This window comes from Ruegeria sp. BHSC276, from assembly GCF_059612945.1.
This window is the reverse complement of the sequence record NZ_JBXWRP010000007.1, coordinates 188884-204555: the sequence shown is the minus strand read 5'-3', so window position 1 is coordinate 204555 and position 15672 is coordinate 188884. Positions and strand designations below refer to the sequence as shown.

The window sequence follows — 15672 nt, the reverse complement described above, 5'->3', positions numbered from 1 at the left end:
CATTGATGTAGATCAATAGTGTATCAATTTTTTCTGCGACCAAGTGAAGCGCCCGCGTGCCCCCATCCACCAGAAACCCCAACGCCCTGCCGATCTATGTGCAGATCGCCGAGCTGCTGATCCGCGACATCGCCGCCGGCCGGCTGATCGACGGCGAGCGTCTGCCGCCCGAGCGGGACATGGCGGCGCAGCTGAACGTCTCGGTCGGAACGCTGCGAAAATCGCTCGCCGAGCTGGAAAAAAAGGGGATGCTCGAGCGGATCCAGGGCTCGGGCAACTATGTGCGTGAGACCGGGACCCAGAACAGCGTCTATGCCATGTTCCGGCTGGAGCTGCCCGAGGGCGGCGGCCTGCCGCGCGCCGACATCCTGTCGGTCGATCACTTGGACAAACCCGCCGACCTGCCCGATTTCGGCACCTCGCGGCGCGGGTCGCGCGTGCGGCGGATGCGCTATCTGAATGACACAATCATCGCGGTCGAGGAGATCTGGCTGGACGAATCAGCCGGTCTGATCGACCGGCGGCTGCTGTCGGACTCGCTCTATCGCTATTACCAGCAGCAGCTTGGGTTCTGGATCACCCGCGCCGAGGATCGGGTTTCGGTCGGGCGGCTGCCCGACTGGACCCCTGCGAACTTCACCCGGCCGGCGGGCGAGACCGTCGGTTACATCGAGCGGTTCAGCTGGTCGGAACGGCCTGAACCCGTCGAGTTTTCGAAAACCTGGTTCGACCCGGACCGGGCAACTTACGTCCAACGACTGAAATGACGAGGAAACGCGCATGACCCGGACCATCAATTACGGGCTGATCGGATGTGGCATGATGGGGCAGGAACACCTGCACAACATCGCCCTGCTGGAGGGCACGCAAGTGGCCGCCATTTTCGAGCCCGACCCCGAGATGGCGCGCGCCGCGCAGGCGATTGTGCCGGGGGCCCGGATGATGGCTTCGGTGCAGGACCTGCTGGCGGTCGCGGCGCTGGACTGCCTCGTCATCGCCAGCCCCAACCATCTGCATGTGGATCAGATCGCCCAGATCGCCGAAACGCGTCCCTTGCCGCTGTTGGTGGAGAAGCCGCTGTTCACCAACCCCGATGATGCGGCCCGTCTGGCCGAGATCGAGCGCAGCTATCCCTGTCCGATCTGGGTGGCGATGGAGTACCGCTATATGCCGCCCATCGCCGCCCTGATCGCCGAGGCGCAGGACACCAGCGGCGGGGTCAAGATGCTGAGCATCCGCGAACACCGCTTTCCGTTTCTGGAAAAGGTCGGCAACTGGAACCGGTTCAACCGCAACACGGGCGGCACCTTCGTCGAGAAATGCTGTCATTTCTTCGACCTGATGCGCCTGATCCTGCAATCCGACCCAGTGCGCATCAGCGCCAGCGGCGGTCAGGCCGTGAACCATCTGGACGAAACCTATGACGGCGAAACGCCTGACATCCTCGACCACGGCTATGTCATCGTCGATTTCGCCTCGGGTGCGCGGGCGATGCTGGAACTTTGCATGTTCGCCGAGGGCGCGCGGTATCAGGAGGAAATCTCGGTCGTCGGTCCCAAGGCCAAGATCGAGGCGCTGGTCCCCGGGCCGGGCCGGTTCTGGCCCGAACATCTGGGCGAGCCGCCGGTGCCGCAGCTCATCGTCAGCCCGCGCGACCCCAAAGGTCCGATCGCCCGCGACATTCCCGTCGATCCGCGCCTGCTGGCGGCGGGCGACCACAACGGCTCGACCTTCTATCAGCACCAGGGCTTTCTGGCGCTGGTGCGCGGTGAGCGCGACGCCCCGGATGTCAGCCTGACCGACGGCATGTGGGCCGTGCGCATGGGGCTGGCGGCACAGCAATCTCTGGCCACGGGTGAAACCATCTGGCTGGATCGCTGAGGTCTTTCTGCGGGTGCAAAATGCGCCGATCGGAAACCTGTGTTCCGATTTGGCGTCACCGCCCATGTCGTTTTTGATATTCAAAGCGTCTTTTCCGCTTGCCCGTCCATCTGCGGCCCCCTAGGTCTGGCCGCGGGACACCCCTCCCCAACGAGGGGCGTATATCTGGAAGGGTAACACCAATGACCATCGAACGACCGGCAGCGCGGCCGGCCAATCCGCGTTTTTCCTCGGGCCCCTGCGCCAAACCCCCCACATTCGAGCTGAACAAGCTGGCCGGTGCCGCGCTGGGCCGGTCGCACCGCGCCGCCATCGGCAAGGACAAGCTGAAAGCGGCGATCGAAGGCACGCGCGAAGTGCTGGGCATTCCGGCCGACTATCGTATCGGCATCGTTCCGGCCTCGGATACGGGTGCGGTGGAAATGGCGCTTTGGTCGCTGCTGGGCGAACGCAAGGTCGAGATGCTGGCCTGGGAAAGCTTTGGCGCGGGTTGGGTCACCGACGTGGTCAAACAGCTGAAGATCGACGCCGAGGTGAAAACCGCCGATTACGGGCAGATCGTCGATCTGGCGACCATCGATTTCAACAATGACGTGGTCTTTACCTGGAACGGGACCACCTCGGGCGTGCGGGTTCCGAATGGCGACTGGATCTCCGATGACCGCGCCGGCCTGACCATATGCGACGCCACCAGCGCCGCTTTTGCGATGGACCTGCCCTGGGACAAGCTGGATGTCACCACCTTCAGCTGGCAGAAAGTTCTGGGTGGCGAGGCCGCGCATGGCATGCTGATCCTCAGCCCCCGCGCGGTCGAGCGGTTGGAAAGCTATGCCCCTGCGTGGCCGCTGCCGAAGATCTTCCGCCTGACCAAGGGCGGCAAGCTGATCGAGGGCATCTTTACCGGCGCAACCATCAACACGCCGTCGATGCTTGCGGTCGAGGATTACCTGTTCGCGCTGGACTGGGCCCGCTCGGTCGGCGGGCTGCAGGGCCTGATCGCCCGCGCCGATGCCAATGCGCAGGCGATTTTCGAATTCTGCGACCAGAACGACTGGATCGACAACCTGGCCGAGGACCCGGCCACCCGGTCGAACACCAGCGTCTGCCTGAAATTCACCGATCCGCGCATTCGCGACGGCGCAAACTTTGCCAAGGCGGTCGCCAAGCGGCTGGAGGCCGAGAACGTGGCGCTGGACATCGGCGCGTACCGCGATGCGCCGGCCGGGCTGCGCATCTGGTGCGGCGGCACGGTCGAGACGTCCGACATCCAGGCAATGCTACCCTGGCTGAAATGGGCGTTCGAGGCCGAGATCGCAGCCCAGGCCGAAGCCGCCTGACCCCTTTCCCTTACAAGATCCGGGCCGTGTCCGGCCCGGAGTTATCATTCCATTCAAGGACCACGCACATGGCCCCCAAAGTACTCGTATCCGACAAGCTCAGCGAAACCGCGGTTCAGATCTTCCGTGACCGCGGCATCGACGTGGATTTCATGCCCGACGTGGGCAAGGACAAGGAAAAGCTGGCCGAGATCATCGGCAACTATGACGGCCTGGCCATCCGCTCCGCCACCAAGGTCACCGAGAAGATCCTGGAAAAGGCCGACAAGCTGAAGGTGATCGGCCGCGCCGGCATCGGCACCGACAATATCGACAAGGAAGCCGCCTCGAAAAAGGGCGTGATCGTGATGAACACGCCGTTCGGCAACATGATCACCACCGCCGAGCACGCCATCGCGATGATGTTCGCCGTGGCGCGTCAAATCCCCGAGGCCAATGCCAGCACCCATGCGGGCAAGTGGGAAAAGTCCAAATTCATGGGGGTCGAGCTGACCAACAAGACGCTGGGCGTGATCGGTGCCGGCAATATCGGCGGCATCGTCTGTGACCGGGCGCATGGCCTGAAGATGAAGGTCATCGCCTATGACCCCTATCTGGGCCAGGAGAAGGCCGACAAGATGGGCGTGGAAAAGGTCGAGCTGGACGAGCTGCTGGCGCGGGCCGATTTCATCACCCTGCACGTGCCGCTGACCGACCAGACCCGCAACATCCTCAGCCGCGAGAATCTGGCCAAGACCAAGAAGGGCGTGCGCATCATCAACTGCGCCCGCGGCGGTCTGGTCGACGAAGAGGCGCTGGCCGAACTGATCAAATCCGGCCATGTCGCGGGAGCAGCCTTCGACGTGTTCAGCGAAGAGCCGGCCAAGGAAAACCCGCTGTTCGACCTGCCCAACGTGGTCTGCACCCCGCATCTGGGCGCGGCGACTACCGAAGCGCAGGAAAACGTGGCGCTGCAGGTGGCCGAGCAGATCTCGAACTATCTGCTGACCGGCGCGGTCGAGAATGCGCTGAACATGCCCAGCGTCACCGCCGAAGAGGCCAAGGTCATGGGGCCTTGGATCAAGCTGGCCGGCCATCTGGGCAGCTTCATCGGCCAGATGACCGACGAGCCGATCAAGGCAATCAACATCCTGTATGACGGCGTGGCGGCGCAGATGAACCTGGCGGCGCTGAACTGCGCGGTGGTAGCGGGGATCATGAAGCGCTCGAACCCCGAGGTGAACATGGTCTCGGCCCCGGTCGTGGCCAAAGAGCGTGGCATCAAGATCTCGACCACCAATCAGGACAAGTCGGGCGCCTTCGAGGGCTATATCAAAGTGACCGTGGTGACCGACAAGCGCGAACGCTCGATCGGGGGTACCGTGTTCAGCGACGGCAAGCCGCGCTTCATCCAGATCAAGGGCATCAACATTGATGCCGAGGTCGGCGCGCACATGCTCTACACCACCAACGAGGACGTGCCGGGCATCATCGGCACCCTGGGGAAGACCATGGGCGAGCATGGCGTGAACATCGCCAACTTTACCTTGGGCCGCGCCCAGGCGGGTGGCGAGGCGATCGCGCTGCTGTATGTTGACGAGCCGGTTCCGGCTGAAGCCCGCGCCAAGCTGGCTGAAACCGGGCTGTTCACCCAGATCAAGCCGCTGGAGTTCGACGTGATCTGATCCGGCAAGACCCGGATGAAAGCGATTGACGCCTGCACCCGCCCGGTGCAGGCGTTGTCGTTGCAAAGGCCCGCAAATCCAACCCGGCCCGGAACGGAGACATCGGCATGACCGCGCCCTGTCCCTGATCGAGCAGGATGGCGGACGCGATGCGCGGATCGTGTTTCTGGGCGACTACGTCGATCGGGGCCCCGACAGCAGGGGTCTGCTGGACCGGCTGATTGCCGGGCGCGACGCGGGGCGAAACTGGGTCTTGCTGCTGGGCAACCATGACCGGATGTTCGCGTGGTTCCTGCAGGATGAGCTGTGCCATGATCCGCATCTTCTGGTCGGCTACCACTTGCTGCACGCGCGGCTGGGCGGAACCGAAACCCTGCGCAGCTATGGTGTCGAATTCGAAGATCGCATCCGGCTGCAGAATGTGCATCGCGCGGCTCACGCGGCGGTGCCGGCTGCGCACAAGGCATTTCTGCGCGACCTAGTGCGGAAGCACCAGACCCCCGAGCTTGCTTTTGTTCATGCCGGCATCCGGCCGGGCGTGCCGCTGAGCGCGCAGGCCGAGGATGATCTGGTTTGGCTCCGTCAGAGCTTTCACGCCCGTCAGACCCCGCACCCCAAGCTGATCGTGCATGGCCACACGGTGGTGGACCACCCCACACATTACAGGAACCGCATCAACCTGGACATCGGCGCGGGCTATGGCCGCCAAACCGGGGGTCGCCGTGTTCGGGGGGCGCGACTGCTGGCTGCTGACCGAAGCCGGGCGCGTGCCGCTGCGCCCCTGATCAGCCGCCCGCGAACATGTCCTTGTAGGTCTCGCGCAGAACGTTTTTCTGCACCTTGCCCATCGTATTGCGGGGCAATTCGTCCAGCAGGATCAGCTTGCGGGGATGTTTGAAACGGGCAAGGCTTTGGCTCACCGCATCCATGATCGCACCCAGATCCGGTGCCGCGCCGGCCTCGGGCACCAGTATGCCCAGAACGGTTTCCCCGAAATCCGGGTGCGGCACGCCGATCACTGCGCTTTCCAGCACGCCGGGCTGTTCATCCAGAACCAGCTCGATTTCCTTGGGATAGATGTTGTAGCCGCCCGAGATGATCAGGTCTTTGCCGCGCCCGACGATATGCACATACCCGTCAGCGTCGATGCGGCCCAGATCACCGGTGATGAAGAACCCGTCCTCACGCAGCTCGGCAGCGGTTTTCTCGGGCATCTGCCAATAGCCCTTGAACACGTTCGGGCCGCGCACCTCGATCATGCCGATCTCGCCCTGCGGCAGCGGATCGCCCGTTTCGGGGTCGGTGATCTTCAACTCGACCCCCGGCAGCGGAAAGCCCACCGTCCCGGCGCGGCGCTCGCCGTCATAGGGGTTCGAGGTGTTCATGTTGGTCTCGGTCATGCCATAGCGTTCCAGGATCCGGTGGCCGGTGCGTTGCTCGAACCGCGTGTGGGTTTCGGCCAGCAACGGCGCCGAGCCGGAAATGAACAGCCGCATGTGTTGGGCCAGATCCCCGGTGAATCGGTCGTCGTTCAGGAGGCGAGTATAGAAGGTCGGCACCCCCATCATCGAGGTGGCCTTGGGCATCAGGCGCAGGATGTCGTCCAGATCGAAGCCCGGCAGAAAGATCATCGACCCGCCGGCCGACAGCATGACATTGGTGGCCACGAACAGGCCATGGGTGTGAAAGATCGGCAGCGCGTGCAGCAACACGTCATCCGCGGTGAAGCGCCACTCCTGCACCAGCGTTTCGGCGTTCGAAAGCAGGTTCGCCTGCGTCAGCATGGCGCCCTTGGACCGCCCGGTAGTGCCCGAGGTATAGAGAAACGCGGCCAGATCGTTTGAAGTGCGGCGCACCGGTTCAAACGCCGGCAGCATCCCCAGCGCGCGCCGCATCAGGCTGCCCGAGCCGTCGGCGTTCAGCGTTTCGACCCGCGCGCCATGGCTGTGGGCAATGGGCTCCAGTTCGGACAGCGTACCCGCATCGCAGACCACCAGCGCAGCGCCGCTGTTATCGATGAAATAGCTCAGCTCGGCGCCGGTATAGGCGGTGTTCAGCGGCAGAAAGATCAGCCCGGCTTGAACGCAGGCCGCATACAGCGCCAGCGCCTCGGGCGATTTGTGGACCTGAACCGCCACCCGGTCGCCCGGTTCCAGCCCCAGCCCCGTCAGCGCATTGGCCACCCGCGCCGCCATGTCCAGAAACGCGGCATGGGTCAGCGTACGGCCGTCCGGAAGATGCAGAAACGGCGTGTCTTTGCCCGCATGGATGCCGAACAGACGATCATAAAGCGGGTTGGCCATTTCGGGTCCTCCTGATTGCGGTGCTGCCGATCCGGACCCTGTATCGGATTGCGCCGCTGGTAAAGACCCTGTTGTGGGCCTTTTTGCATCAGAGCCGGGTGGTCATGCGATAGCCAGCGGCAAAATACATCTTGGCCAGCGTCACAGGTGCGCCCTGCAGCCATGTGATGCGTTCGGCGGTAAAGACCGGCTCGCCTTCGGTCACGTCCAGAAAACCGGCCAGCGTGGCGTCGGCCCGGCTGGCCAGAAAGGACAGTTCGACATTGGTGAAGGGGACCGTCTGCACCAGCCATTCATTCGGGCCGATGGCGGAGAAATCGGCCTGTTCGACCTGCGGCACGCTGTCGATGACGATCCAGCGGTCCTCGAACTGAAAGGGGGTGTTGCCGGAATAGTGCATGCAGCGCACATGCACCACGCGCTGCCCCGGTGTAAGCGCCAGCCGCGCCCCCAGCCATTCTGGCGCGGTCTCAGTCAGCGCTGAGACCAGTGCATACCTATAGGTGCCGCCCATGGCCTCGACCTCGTCGCGTACCAGCGGGATGGTAAAGCGGGCCTGCCGCTGCGGGGCGCTGGACACGCGGGTGCCCGCCTTGCGGCGGCGTTCCAGGAAACCCTCCTCGGCCAGTTCGCGCAGCGCGCGGTTCACCGTGGTGCGGGTGCAGGAAAACTCGACCGCCAGTTCCTCTTCGTTGGGCAGCAGTGTGTCGGGCCGCCATTCGCCGGAACGGATGCGGCCTAGCACGGTCTGTTTGATGTCCTTGTAGCTGGTGGTCTCGGGGCTTTGGGTCATAGGGCGCTCGGCTTGGTGTTGGAGTTGATTAGACTCGGGACAGCAGATCGGCAATGGCCCGGCGATAGGCGGGGATGATCGTGTCGCGCGCGACGTGGCGCCCGGCGCGGACCGTGTGGCGGCCGGCCGACCACAGATCGGTTACCAGCCCGTCGGGGGCCGCGAAACACAGCCCGTCCAGCAGTTGGTCGTCTCGCAGTGCGCACAGGGTCGGGTGCGCGCGGTCGATGGCCACCAGATCGGCCAGCTTGCCTGGGGCGATTTCGCCGGCGTCGCGCCCAAGCGCCTGCGCGCCGCCTTGGGCCGCACCTGTATACAGGGCGTGCCCGACCGAGCCTTCGCCCCGCACCAGAACCGCCCGGGCGCGGTCGCGCAGACGTTGCGAATATTCGAGGGTCCGCAGTTCCTCGGGCAGCGAAATCCGAATGTTAGAGTCTGATCCAACCCCGAACCTCCCGTTCTCACCAACAAAGGTCGGACCTTCGAAAATACCGTCGCCCAGATTGGCCTCGGTGATCGGGCACAGCCCCGCCACGGCGCCCGACCGTGCTAGGGCCCGGGTTTCGCCGGGCGTCATATGGGTGGCGTGGACGAGGCACCAGCGGTCATCGACCGGCAGGGTGTTCAGCAACCACTCCACCGGACGGCTGCCCAAAGCGGCCTGCACGTCCTGAACCTCTTTCACCTGCTCGGCGATGTGGATGTGAACAGGGCCGTCCGGGACGTTGTCGATCAGGGCGCAAAGGTCGCCGGGGCGGGTGGCCCGCAGCGAATGCGGGGCGATGCCGACAACGGTGTCGGCCGGGGCCTGTCGGGCCCGGTCCCGGGTCGCGTCGAGCAGGTCCAGATAGCGGACCAGATCGTTGCCGAACCGCATTTGCCCGCCGGTCAAAGCCTCTTGCCGGACTCCGCCAAAGGTATAGAGCACCGGCAGATGGGTCAGCCCGATCCCCGTCTGCTGCGCGGCGGCAAAGATGCGCTGACTCAGTTCGGACAGATCGGCATAGGGCGCGCCGCCGGGTTGGTGATGGACATAGTGGAACTCGCCGACCGCAGCATATCCGGCCTCCTGCATCTCAAGGAAGGTCAGGGCGGCGATGGCCTCGATATGCCTAGGCGTCAGGTTCTCCAGAAACCGGTACATCAGCTGCCGCCAGCTCCAGAAGCTTTCCCGGCCAGCGGTCCGGGTCTCGGTCATCCCGGCCATGGCGCGTTGAAAGCTGTGGCTGTGCAGGTTCGACAGGGCCGGCAGCAAGAGATCGACGCATGTATCACCGGGCGCGGGCGGGACGTTGGCCTGCAGCCCGGCAATCCGCCCTTCGGTGATTTCCACCCGCAGGTTCGGAACCCAATTAGAGCCTAACAAAGCGGTTTTTGCGTGTATCATCATACTGCGTTCAATTTGTGTAGACTTTAGATTTTTACCCGTATACGAAAAATCCAACTGCAACGGGAGTCCAAAAGAATCGCCATGGCCGAAAAAACTGTCCTCCGCTGTCAGCACGTTGCGACCATGGCCGAAGGCGCGTCGCCCTATGGCCTGATCGAGGATGCCGTCATCGTGCTGAACGGCGACCGGATAGACTGGGTGGGATCTTGGCAGGACCCCTTGGCGCGACAGGCCGGCCCGGTCATTGATTACCGGGATCGCCTGATCACGCCGGGCCTGATCGACCCGCACACCCATGTCGTGTTTGGCGGCAATCGCGCCGCCGAGTTCGAGATGCGTCTGAACGGTGCCTCTTACGCCGATATCGCCCGGGCCGGTGGCGGTATCCTGTCCACGGTGGCGGCCACTCGCGCGGCCAGCCAGCAGGAGTTGCTGGACACCGCCTTGCCCCGCGTCGATGCCATGATCGCCGAAGGGGTGACCTGCATCGAGATCAAGTCGGGTTATGGTCTGGAGCCAGAAGCGGAGCTACGCATGTTGCGCGTGGCCCGTCAGATCCCGCAGCTGCGCCCGGTTCGGGTAATGACCAGCTTTCTGGGCGCGCATGCGATCCCGCCCGAATTCACCGGGCGCGCGGATTCCTATATCGACACGGTCTGCATCCCGACCCTGCGTGCGGCCCATGCCGAGGGGCTGGTCGACGCGGTCGACGGGTTCTGCGAGGGAATCGCCTTCGATACGGCTCAGATCGCGCGGGTGTTCGACGCCGCGCGTGAGCTGGGGCTGCCGGTCAAGCTGCATGCCGAGCAATTGTCGAATCTGGGCGGGGCCCGGCTGGCGGCGTCCTACGGCGCCCTGTCGGCCGATCATCTCGAATATGTGGACGCCGCAGGGGTGGACGCCATGGCCGAGGCCGGAACGACTGCGGTTCTGCTGCCCGGCGCGTTCTACACACTGCGGGAAACGCAGGCCCCGCCGATCGACCTGTTCCGCAAGGCCGGGGTGCCGATGGCCCTGGCCACCGATTGCAATCCGGGGTCCTCGCCGCTGACGTCGCTGCTGCTGTCGATGAACATGGGCTGCACCCTGTTTGGCATGACCCCGGTCGAGGCGCTGGCCGGGGTCACCCGCAATGCCGCCCGCGCGCTTGGGCTGGCCGATGCCGGTACGATTGCGCCGGGCCAGCGGGCGGATCTGGCCGTTTGGGACGTCTCTCACCCGGCCGAGCTGGCCTATCGGATCGGGTTCAACCCGCTGCACGCACGCATTTTCGGAGGGTAGGCATGAGCGCTCTGACCTTGGTTCCGGGGCAGGTCTCGCTGGCCCAACTGGCGGACATCTACTGGAACGAAACGCCGGTGGTTCTGGATCATTGCTGTCGCCCGGCTGTCGAGGCCGCCGCCGCTCGCATCGCCGAGGCCGCCGCCGGTGACCAGCCCGTCTATGGCGTGAATACCGGTTTCGGCAAGCTGGCCAGCCTAAAGATCGCGGCCAAGGACACCTCGGCGCTGCAGCGCAACCTGATCCTCAGCCATTGCTGCGGGGTTGGCCCGGCGGTGCCGCGGCGGTTGGCGCGCCTGATGATGGCGCTCAAGCTGTTGTCCTTCGGGCGCGGCGCATCCGGCGTGCGGTGGGCGCTGGTGGACCTGCTGCAACAGATGCTCGCCCGTGGCGTGACCCCGGTGATCCCGGCGCAGGGCTCGGTGGGGGCCTCGGGTGATCTGGCGCCGCTGGCCCACATGACGGCGGTGGTCATCGGCGAAGGCGAAGCCGAGCTGGACGGTACGGTCATGCCGGGCGCCCAAGCCTTGAAAAAAGCCGGGTTAGAGCCTGTTCAGCTGGGGCCGAAGGAGGGCTTGGCCTTCATCAACGGCACCCAGTTTTCGACAGCCTACGCCTTGGCGGGCCTGTTCGAAGGCTGGCGCGCGGCGCAAAACGCGCTGGTCGTTTCGGCCGTTTCGACCGATGCCATCATGGGGTCCACTGCGCCGCTTCAACCCGAGATTCACGCTCTGCGCGGTCATCGCGGCCAGATAGAGGCCGCCAGCGCCATGCGCGCCGTGTTGCAGGGGTCGGAAATCCGTGAAAGCCATCGCGAGGGTGACAGTCGCGTGCAGGACCCGTATTGCATCCGCTGTCAGCCGCAGGTCACCGGTGCCGCGATCGACGTAATCCGGCAGGCCGCCGCGACCTTGCAGACCGAGGCCAACGCGGCCACCGACAACCCGCTGGTGCTGTCCGATCCCGACATGATCGTCTCGGGCGGCAATTTTCACGCTGAACCGGTGGGGTTTGCCGCCGACATGATCGCACTGGCCTTGTCCGAGATCGGTGCCATCGCGCAGCGCCGGATCGCCTTGATGGTGGATCCGACTCTCAGCTTCGACCTGCCGCCATTCCTGACCCCCGACCCGGGTCTGAATTCGGGCTTCATGATCGCCGAGGTCACGACCGCCGCGCTGATGAGCGAAAACAAGCATCTGGCCAACCCGTGCGTCACCGACAGCACGCCCACCTCGGCCAACCAGGAAGATCACGTCTCGATGGCCGCCCACGGTGCGCGGCGTTTGACGCGTATGGTGGAAAACCTCAACCACATTCTGGGGATCGAGCTGCTCTGCGCCGCTCAGGGCGTCGAGTTCCGCGCCCCGCTGGTCACCAGCGCGCCCTTGCAGCGGGTGATTGCGCGGCTGCGCGCCGACATCCCGCCTTTGGCCGATGACCGGTACCTGGCCCCGGAACTGGAACAGGCCAAGGATCTTGTGGCCAGCGGCGCGATCCTGGAGGCGCTGGGCGTACCGCTCCCGGAGGTGACGGCATGATCGTGGTCGAGGTGCAGCAAGGGCAGAGCCCGATCGTGCTGGGCCAACCGCATGGCGGAACCTTCGTGCCCGAGGAGATCCATGCGCGCCTGAACCAGACCGGCCGGGCGTTGGCCGACACGGATTGGCACATAAACAGGCTCTATCAAGGGCTCTTGAGCGATGCGACGGTGGTTCAGTCCCGCGTGCACCGCTATGTGATCGACGCCAATCGCGATCCGGCGGGCGTGTCGCTCTATCCGGGGCAGAACACGACGACCCTGGTGCCGCTGACCGATTTCGACGGGCAACCCATATGGCTGGAAGGACAGGAACCGTCGGAAGATGAAATCGAGGAGAGGCGCGAAAAGTTCCACGCTCCCTATCACGCCGCGTTGCAGGAAGAATTGGAGCGGGTGCGGGCCAGGCATGGCGTGGTGATCCTGTTCGACTGCCACTCGATCCGGTCCCTGATCCCCTTCCTATTCGACGGAGAGTTGCCGGTGTTCAACACGGGCACCAATGACGGCACCACCTGCGCACCCGAGATCGCGCAGGCGGTGGATGCCGTGGCTCAGGCGTCGGGCTGTACCGCGGTGCTGAACGGCCGATTCAAGGGCGGCTGGACCACCCGGCACTATGGCCGCCCAGACAAGGGTATACATGTGATCCAGATGGAGATCGCCCAACGCGCCTATATGGACGAGACCCCGCCCTGGACCTGGCGCGCGGACCGGGCTGAACGCCTGCGCCCGCACCTGCAAGAGATGCTTGACCGCCTGCGCGCCTTGGCCTTGTCGGGCGCACTGGCCGAAAAAGGAGCCCCGAAATGAGTGACCCGCGCAAGAACACCCGTGACGTCTTTCCACCGACCGGGCCGGACCTGAATGCCAAAAGCTGGCTGACCGAGGCCCCGTTGAGGATGCTGATGAACAACCTCCACCCCGACGTTGCCGAAAACCCGCACGAATTGGTAGTCTATGGCGGCATCGGCCGTGCGGCGCGAACCTGGAAAGATTTCGACACTATTGTGGCCAGTTTGAAGGATCTCGAGGCCGACGAGACCCTGATCGTGCAGTCCGGCAAGCCGGTGGCGATCATCCGAACGCACAAGGACGCGCCGCGGGTTCTGATCGCCAATTCCAACCTCGTGCCGCATTGGGCGACCTGGGACCACTTTAACGATTTGGATCGGAAGGGCCTGATGATGTACGGCCAGATGACGGCCGGGTCGTGGATCTATATCGGCACGCAGGGCATCGTTCAGGGCACCTATGAAACCTTCGCCGAGGCCGGGCGCCAGCACTATGGCGGCGACCTGACCGGGCGATGGATCCTGACCGGTGGGCTGGGCGGCATGGGCGGGGCACAGCCCCTGGCGGCAGTCTTCGCCGGGGCCTGCTGTCTGGCGGTGGAATGCAACCCCGACAGCATCGATTTCCGTCTGCGCACCAAATACCTGGATGAGAAGGCCGAAACGCTGGACGAGGCGCTCGCCATGATCGACCGCTGGACCAAGGCGGGCGAGGCGAAATCCGTGGGTCTGCTGGGAAATGCGGCCGAGATCTTCCCCGAGATTTACCGCCGCATGGCCGCGGGCGGGATGCGCCCCAACATCGTGACCGACCAGACCAGCGCCCACGACCCGATCAACGGGTATCTGCCGCTGGGCTGGACTCTGGCGCAGTGGCGCGAAAAGCGGGAAACAGACCCTAAAGCGGTGGAAAAGGCCGCGCGCGCCTCGATGAAGCAGCATGTCGCGGCGATGGTCGATTTCTGGAACGCGGGCGTGCCGACGCTGGATTACGGCAACAACATCCGGCAGGTGGCGCAGGACGAGGGGCTGGAGAACGCCTTTGCCTTTCCCGGATTCGTCCCTGCCTATATCCGCCCGCTGTTCTGCCGTGGCATCGGCCCGTTCCGCTGGTGCGCGCTGTCGGGCGACCCCGAGGATATCTACAAGACCGACGCCAAGATGAAAGAGCTGTTCCCCGAGAACGAGCATCTGCATCGCTGGCTGGACATGGCCCGTGACCGGATCGCGTTTCAGGGTCTGCCCGCGCGGATCTGCTGGATCGGGCTGGGCGACCGGCACCGGGCCGGGCTGGCCTTCAACGAGATGGTCGCGAATGGAGAGCTGAGCGCACCGGTCGTCATCGGCCGAGATCACCTGGACAGCGGCTCGGTCGCCAGCCCAAACCGCGAGACCGAGGCGATGCTGGATGGGTCCGACGCCGTGTCGGACTGGCCGCTGCTGAACGCATTGATCAACACCGCCAGCGGCGCGACCTGGGTGTCGCTGCATCACGGCGGCGGGGTTGGCATGGGCTTCAGCCAGCACGCGGGCGTGGTGATCTGCGCCGACGGCACCGAGGACGCCGCGCGGCGGCTGGAGCGGGTGTTGTGGAACGACCCGGCCTCGGGCGTGTGGCGCCATGCGGATGCGGGTTATGACATCGCCAAGGACTGCGCCCGCGAACACGGGCTGCGCCTGCCGGGCATTCTGGGGTAGCGGCGCGGAATTGGCCTCTGGCGGAAATGCTGCGCCTGCGATATGCGCAGGGCAGGCTTCCGGAGGATCAAGATGTACGTAGCCACCCTGTTGACCAACCCCAAGACGCCGTCGCTGGACGGGGCGCTGATCGACGCGTTGCGCAATGCCTGGGGTGGGGGCGACATCCAGTGGCTGAGCCCCGACGAGGCGGCCGAATTTACTCTGCCGGCGGTTCCGGAAAACCGCTGGGATGTCTGGGCCGACCTGCAGAAACTAGGCGTCGATCTGGCGGTGCAGCCGGCCGAGGGCCGCCGCAAGAAGATGCTGTTGGCCGACATGGACAGCACGATGATCCAGCAGGAATGCATCGACGAACTGGCCGACGAGGCCGGGGTGGGCGAGCGGGTCAAGGACATCACTGCCCGCGCCATGAATGGCGAACTGGATTTCGAAGGCGCGCTGACCGAGCGGGTGGGCCTGCTGAAGGGGCTGGACGTGTCGGTGATCGACCGGGTGCTGAACCAGCGCATCACCCTGATGCCGGGCGGCCGAGAACTGGTTGCTACGATGCGGGCCAATGGCGGCTATGCCGCGCTGGTCTCGGGCGGGTTCACCGCGTTCACGGCCCGCGTGGCCGAGCTGCTGGGTTTTGACGAGAACCGCGCCAACACGCTGCTGGCGGCGGACGGCAAGCTGACAGGTGACGTGCAGCGCCCGATCCTGGGCCGTCAGGCCAAGGTTGAGGCGCTGGAACAGATTTCGGCCCGGCTGGGTATTTCCGAGGCCGAGGTGATCGCCGTGGGCGACGGGGCGAATGATCTGGGCATGCTGGAGCGTGCCGGGACGGGGGTGGCCCTGCACGCCAAACCCTCGGTCGCCGCGCAATGCGACGTGCGCATCAACCATGGCGACTTGACCTCGCTGCTGTATCTGCAGGGATATGCCCGATCGGATTTTGCGCAGGGCTGATCCGACGGTTTCGGGTTTTCATTGTTTAACATTCGCGTTA

General features: G+C 64.8%; 13 protein-coding genes. 10 read left to right on the top strand and 3 right to left on the bottom strand.

Annotated features, from left to right (window positions below; genetic code table 11):
* The first annotated feature begins 56 nt into the window (after nucleotides 1-56).
* The 5 genes from AC2FMD_RS13485 (at nucleotide 57) to AC2FMD_RS13465 (ending at nucleotide 5780) form a co-directional block, all read left to right on the top strand.
* Nucleotides 57-767 carry a GntR family transcriptional regulator gene (locus AC2FMD_RS13485; RefSeq protein WP_170342101.1) on the top strand — a complete coding sequence of 237 codons (711 nt, stop codon included), beginning with the start codon at nucleotides 57-59 and terminating at the stop codon, nucleotides 765-767.
* Nucleotides 768-780: 13 nt separating this feature from the next.
* A complete protein-coding gene (locus tag AC2FMD_RS13480; RefSeq protein WP_496743397.1) occupies nucleotides 781-1881 on the top strand; it encodes a Gfo/Idh/MocA family protein in 1101 nt (366 codons plus the stop codon).
* Nucleotides 1882-2063: 182 nt separating this feature from the next.
* The gene (locus AC2FMD_RS13475) at nucleotides 2064-3218 is read left to right on the top strand and encodes a phosphoserine transaminase (RefSeq protein WP_496743398.1); all 1155 of its coding nucleotides are present in this window, start codon (nucleotides 2064-2066) and stop codon (nucleotides 3216-3218) included.
* 68 nt (nucleotides 3219-3286) lie between these two features.
* Nucleotides 3287-4882 (top strand): phosphoglycerate dehydrogenase, encoded by a 1596-nt coding sequence (gene serA / locus AC2FMD_RS13470; RefSeq protein ID WP_496680671.1) that lies wholly within the window; start codon nucleotides 3287-3289, stop codon nucleotides 4880-4882.
* Between the two features lie 160 nt (nucleotides 4883-5042).
* On the top strand, nucleotides 5043-5780 hold the full coding sequence (locus AC2FMD_RS13465; RefSeq protein WP_496743399.1) for a metallophosphoesterase: 738 nt from the start codon (nucleotides 5043-5045) through the stop codon (nucleotides 5778-5780).
* Here the strand turns inward: AC2FMD_RS13465 and AC2FMD_RS13460 are convergent.
* The 3 genes from AC2FMD_RS13460 to AC2FMD_RS13450 all read right to left on the bottom strand — a co-directional run bounded on the left by AC2FMD_RS13460 (nucleotide 5668) and on the right by AC2FMD_RS13450 (nucleotide 9368).
* Nucleotides 5668-7185: a malonate--CoA ligase gene (locus tag AC2FMD_RS13460; RefSeq protein WP_496743400.1), complete on the bottom strand. Its 1518-nt coding sequence runs from the start codon at nucleotides 7183-7185 to the stop codon at nucleotides 5668-5670. The genes AC2FMD_RS13465 and AC2FMD_RS13460 overlap by 113 nt on opposite strands.
* Before the next feature lie 88 nt (nucleotides 7186-7273).
* On the bottom strand, nucleotides 7274-7978 hold the full coding sequence (gene hutC, locus AC2FMD_RS13455; protein WP_496688571.1) for a histidine utilization transcriptional repressor HutC: 705 nt from the start codon (nucleotides 7976-7978) through the stop codon (nucleotides 7274-7276).
* 28 nt (nucleotides 7979-8006) lie between these two features.
* Nucleotides 8007-9368: a formimidoylglutamate deiminase gene (locus AC2FMD_RS13450; protein ID WP_496743402.1), complete on the bottom strand. Its 1362-nt coding sequence runs from the start codon at nucleotides 9366-9368 to the stop codon at nucleotides 8007-8009.
* A gap of 81 nt (nucleotides 9369-9449) precedes the next feature.
* Between AC2FMD_RS13450 and hutI the strand changes: the two genes are divergently transcribed.
* The 5 genes from hutI to serB all read left to right on the top strand — a co-directional run bounded on the left by hutI (nucleotide 9450) and on the right by serB (nucleotide 15632).
* Nucleotides 9450-10649 carry an imidazolonepropionase gene (gene hutI / locus AC2FMD_RS13445; protein WP_496795109.1) on the top strand — a complete coding sequence of 400 codons (1200 nt, stop codon included), beginning with the start codon at nucleotides 9450-9452 and terminating at the stop codon, nucleotides 10647-10649.
* Between the two features lie 2 nt (nucleotides 10650-10651).
* Entirely contained in the window at nucleotides 10652-12190 is a 1539-nt protein-coding gene (gene hutH, locus AC2FMD_RS13440; protein ID WP_496743405.1) for a histidine ammonia-lyase, read from the top strand.
* Nucleotides 12187-13002: an N-formylglutamate deformylase gene (gene hutG / locus AC2FMD_RS13435; protein WP_496743406.1), complete on the top strand. Its 816-nt coding sequence runs from the start codon at nucleotides 12187-12189 to the stop codon at nucleotides 13000-13002. The genes hutH and hutG overlap by 4 nt, the downstream gene beginning before the upstream one ends.
* Nucleotides 12999-14681, top strand: a complete 1683-nt coding sequence (hutU, locus tag AC2FMD_RS13430) for a urocanate hydratase (RefSeq protein WP_496743407.1) — start codon at nucleotides 12999-13001, stop codon at nucleotides 14679-14681. The genes hutG and hutU overlap by 4 nt, the downstream gene beginning before the upstream one ends.
* 72 nt (nucleotides 14682-14753) lie before the next feature.
* Nucleotides 14754-15632 carry a phosphoserine phosphatase SerB gene (gene serB / locus AC2FMD_RS13425; protein ID WP_496743409.1) on the top strand — a complete coding sequence of 293 codons (879 nt, stop codon included), beginning with the start codon at nucleotides 14754-14756 and terminating at the stop codon, nucleotides 15630-15632.
* Nucleotides 15633-15672 lie beyond the last annotated feature (40 nt).

Bases quoted from the DNA above. Each gene is read 5' to 3' on its own strand.
- AC2FMD_RS13480 (WP_496743397.1), top strand. From the start codon at position 781: ATGACCCGGACCATCAATTACGGGCTGATCGGATGTGGCATGATGGGG.
- AC2FMD_RS13475 (WP_496743398.1), top strand. From the start codon at position 2,064: ATGACCATCGAACGACCGGCAGCGCGGCCGGCCAATCCGCGTTTTTCC.
- serA (WP_496680671.1), top strand. From the start codon at position 3,287: ATGGCCCCCAAAGTACTCGTATCCGACAAGCTCAGCGAAACCGCGGTT.
- AC2FMD_RS13460 (WP_496743400.1), bottom strand. From the start codon at position 7,185: ATGGCCAACCCGCTTTATGATCGTCTGTTCGGCATCCATGCGGGCAAA.
- hutC (WP_496688571.1), bottom strand. From the start codon at position 7,978: ATGACCCAAAGCCCCGAGACCACCAGCTACAAGGACATCAAACAGACC.
- AC2FMD_RS13450 (WP_496743402.1), bottom strand. From the start codon at position 9,368: ATGATGATACACGCAAAAACCGCTTTGTTAGGCTCTAATTGGGTTCCG.
- hutI (WP_496795109.1), top strand. From the start codon at position 9,450: ATGGCCGAAAAAACTGTCCTCCGCTGTCAGCACGTTGCGACCATGGCC.
- hutH (WP_496743405.1), top strand. From the start codon at position 10,652: ATGAGCGCTCTGACCTTGGTTCCGGGGCAGGTCTCGCTGGCCCAACTG.
- hutG (WP_496743406.1), top strand. From the start codon at position 12,187: ATGATCGTGGTCGAGGTGCAGCAAGGGCAGAGCCCGATCGTGCTGGGC.
- hutU (WP_496743407.1), top strand. From the start codon at position 12,999: ATGAGTGACCCGCGCAAGAACACCCGTGACGTCTTTCCACCGACCGGG.
- serB (WP_496743409.1), top strand. From the start codon at position 14,754: ATGTACGTAGCCACCCTGTTGACCAACCCCAAGACGCCGTCGCTGGAC.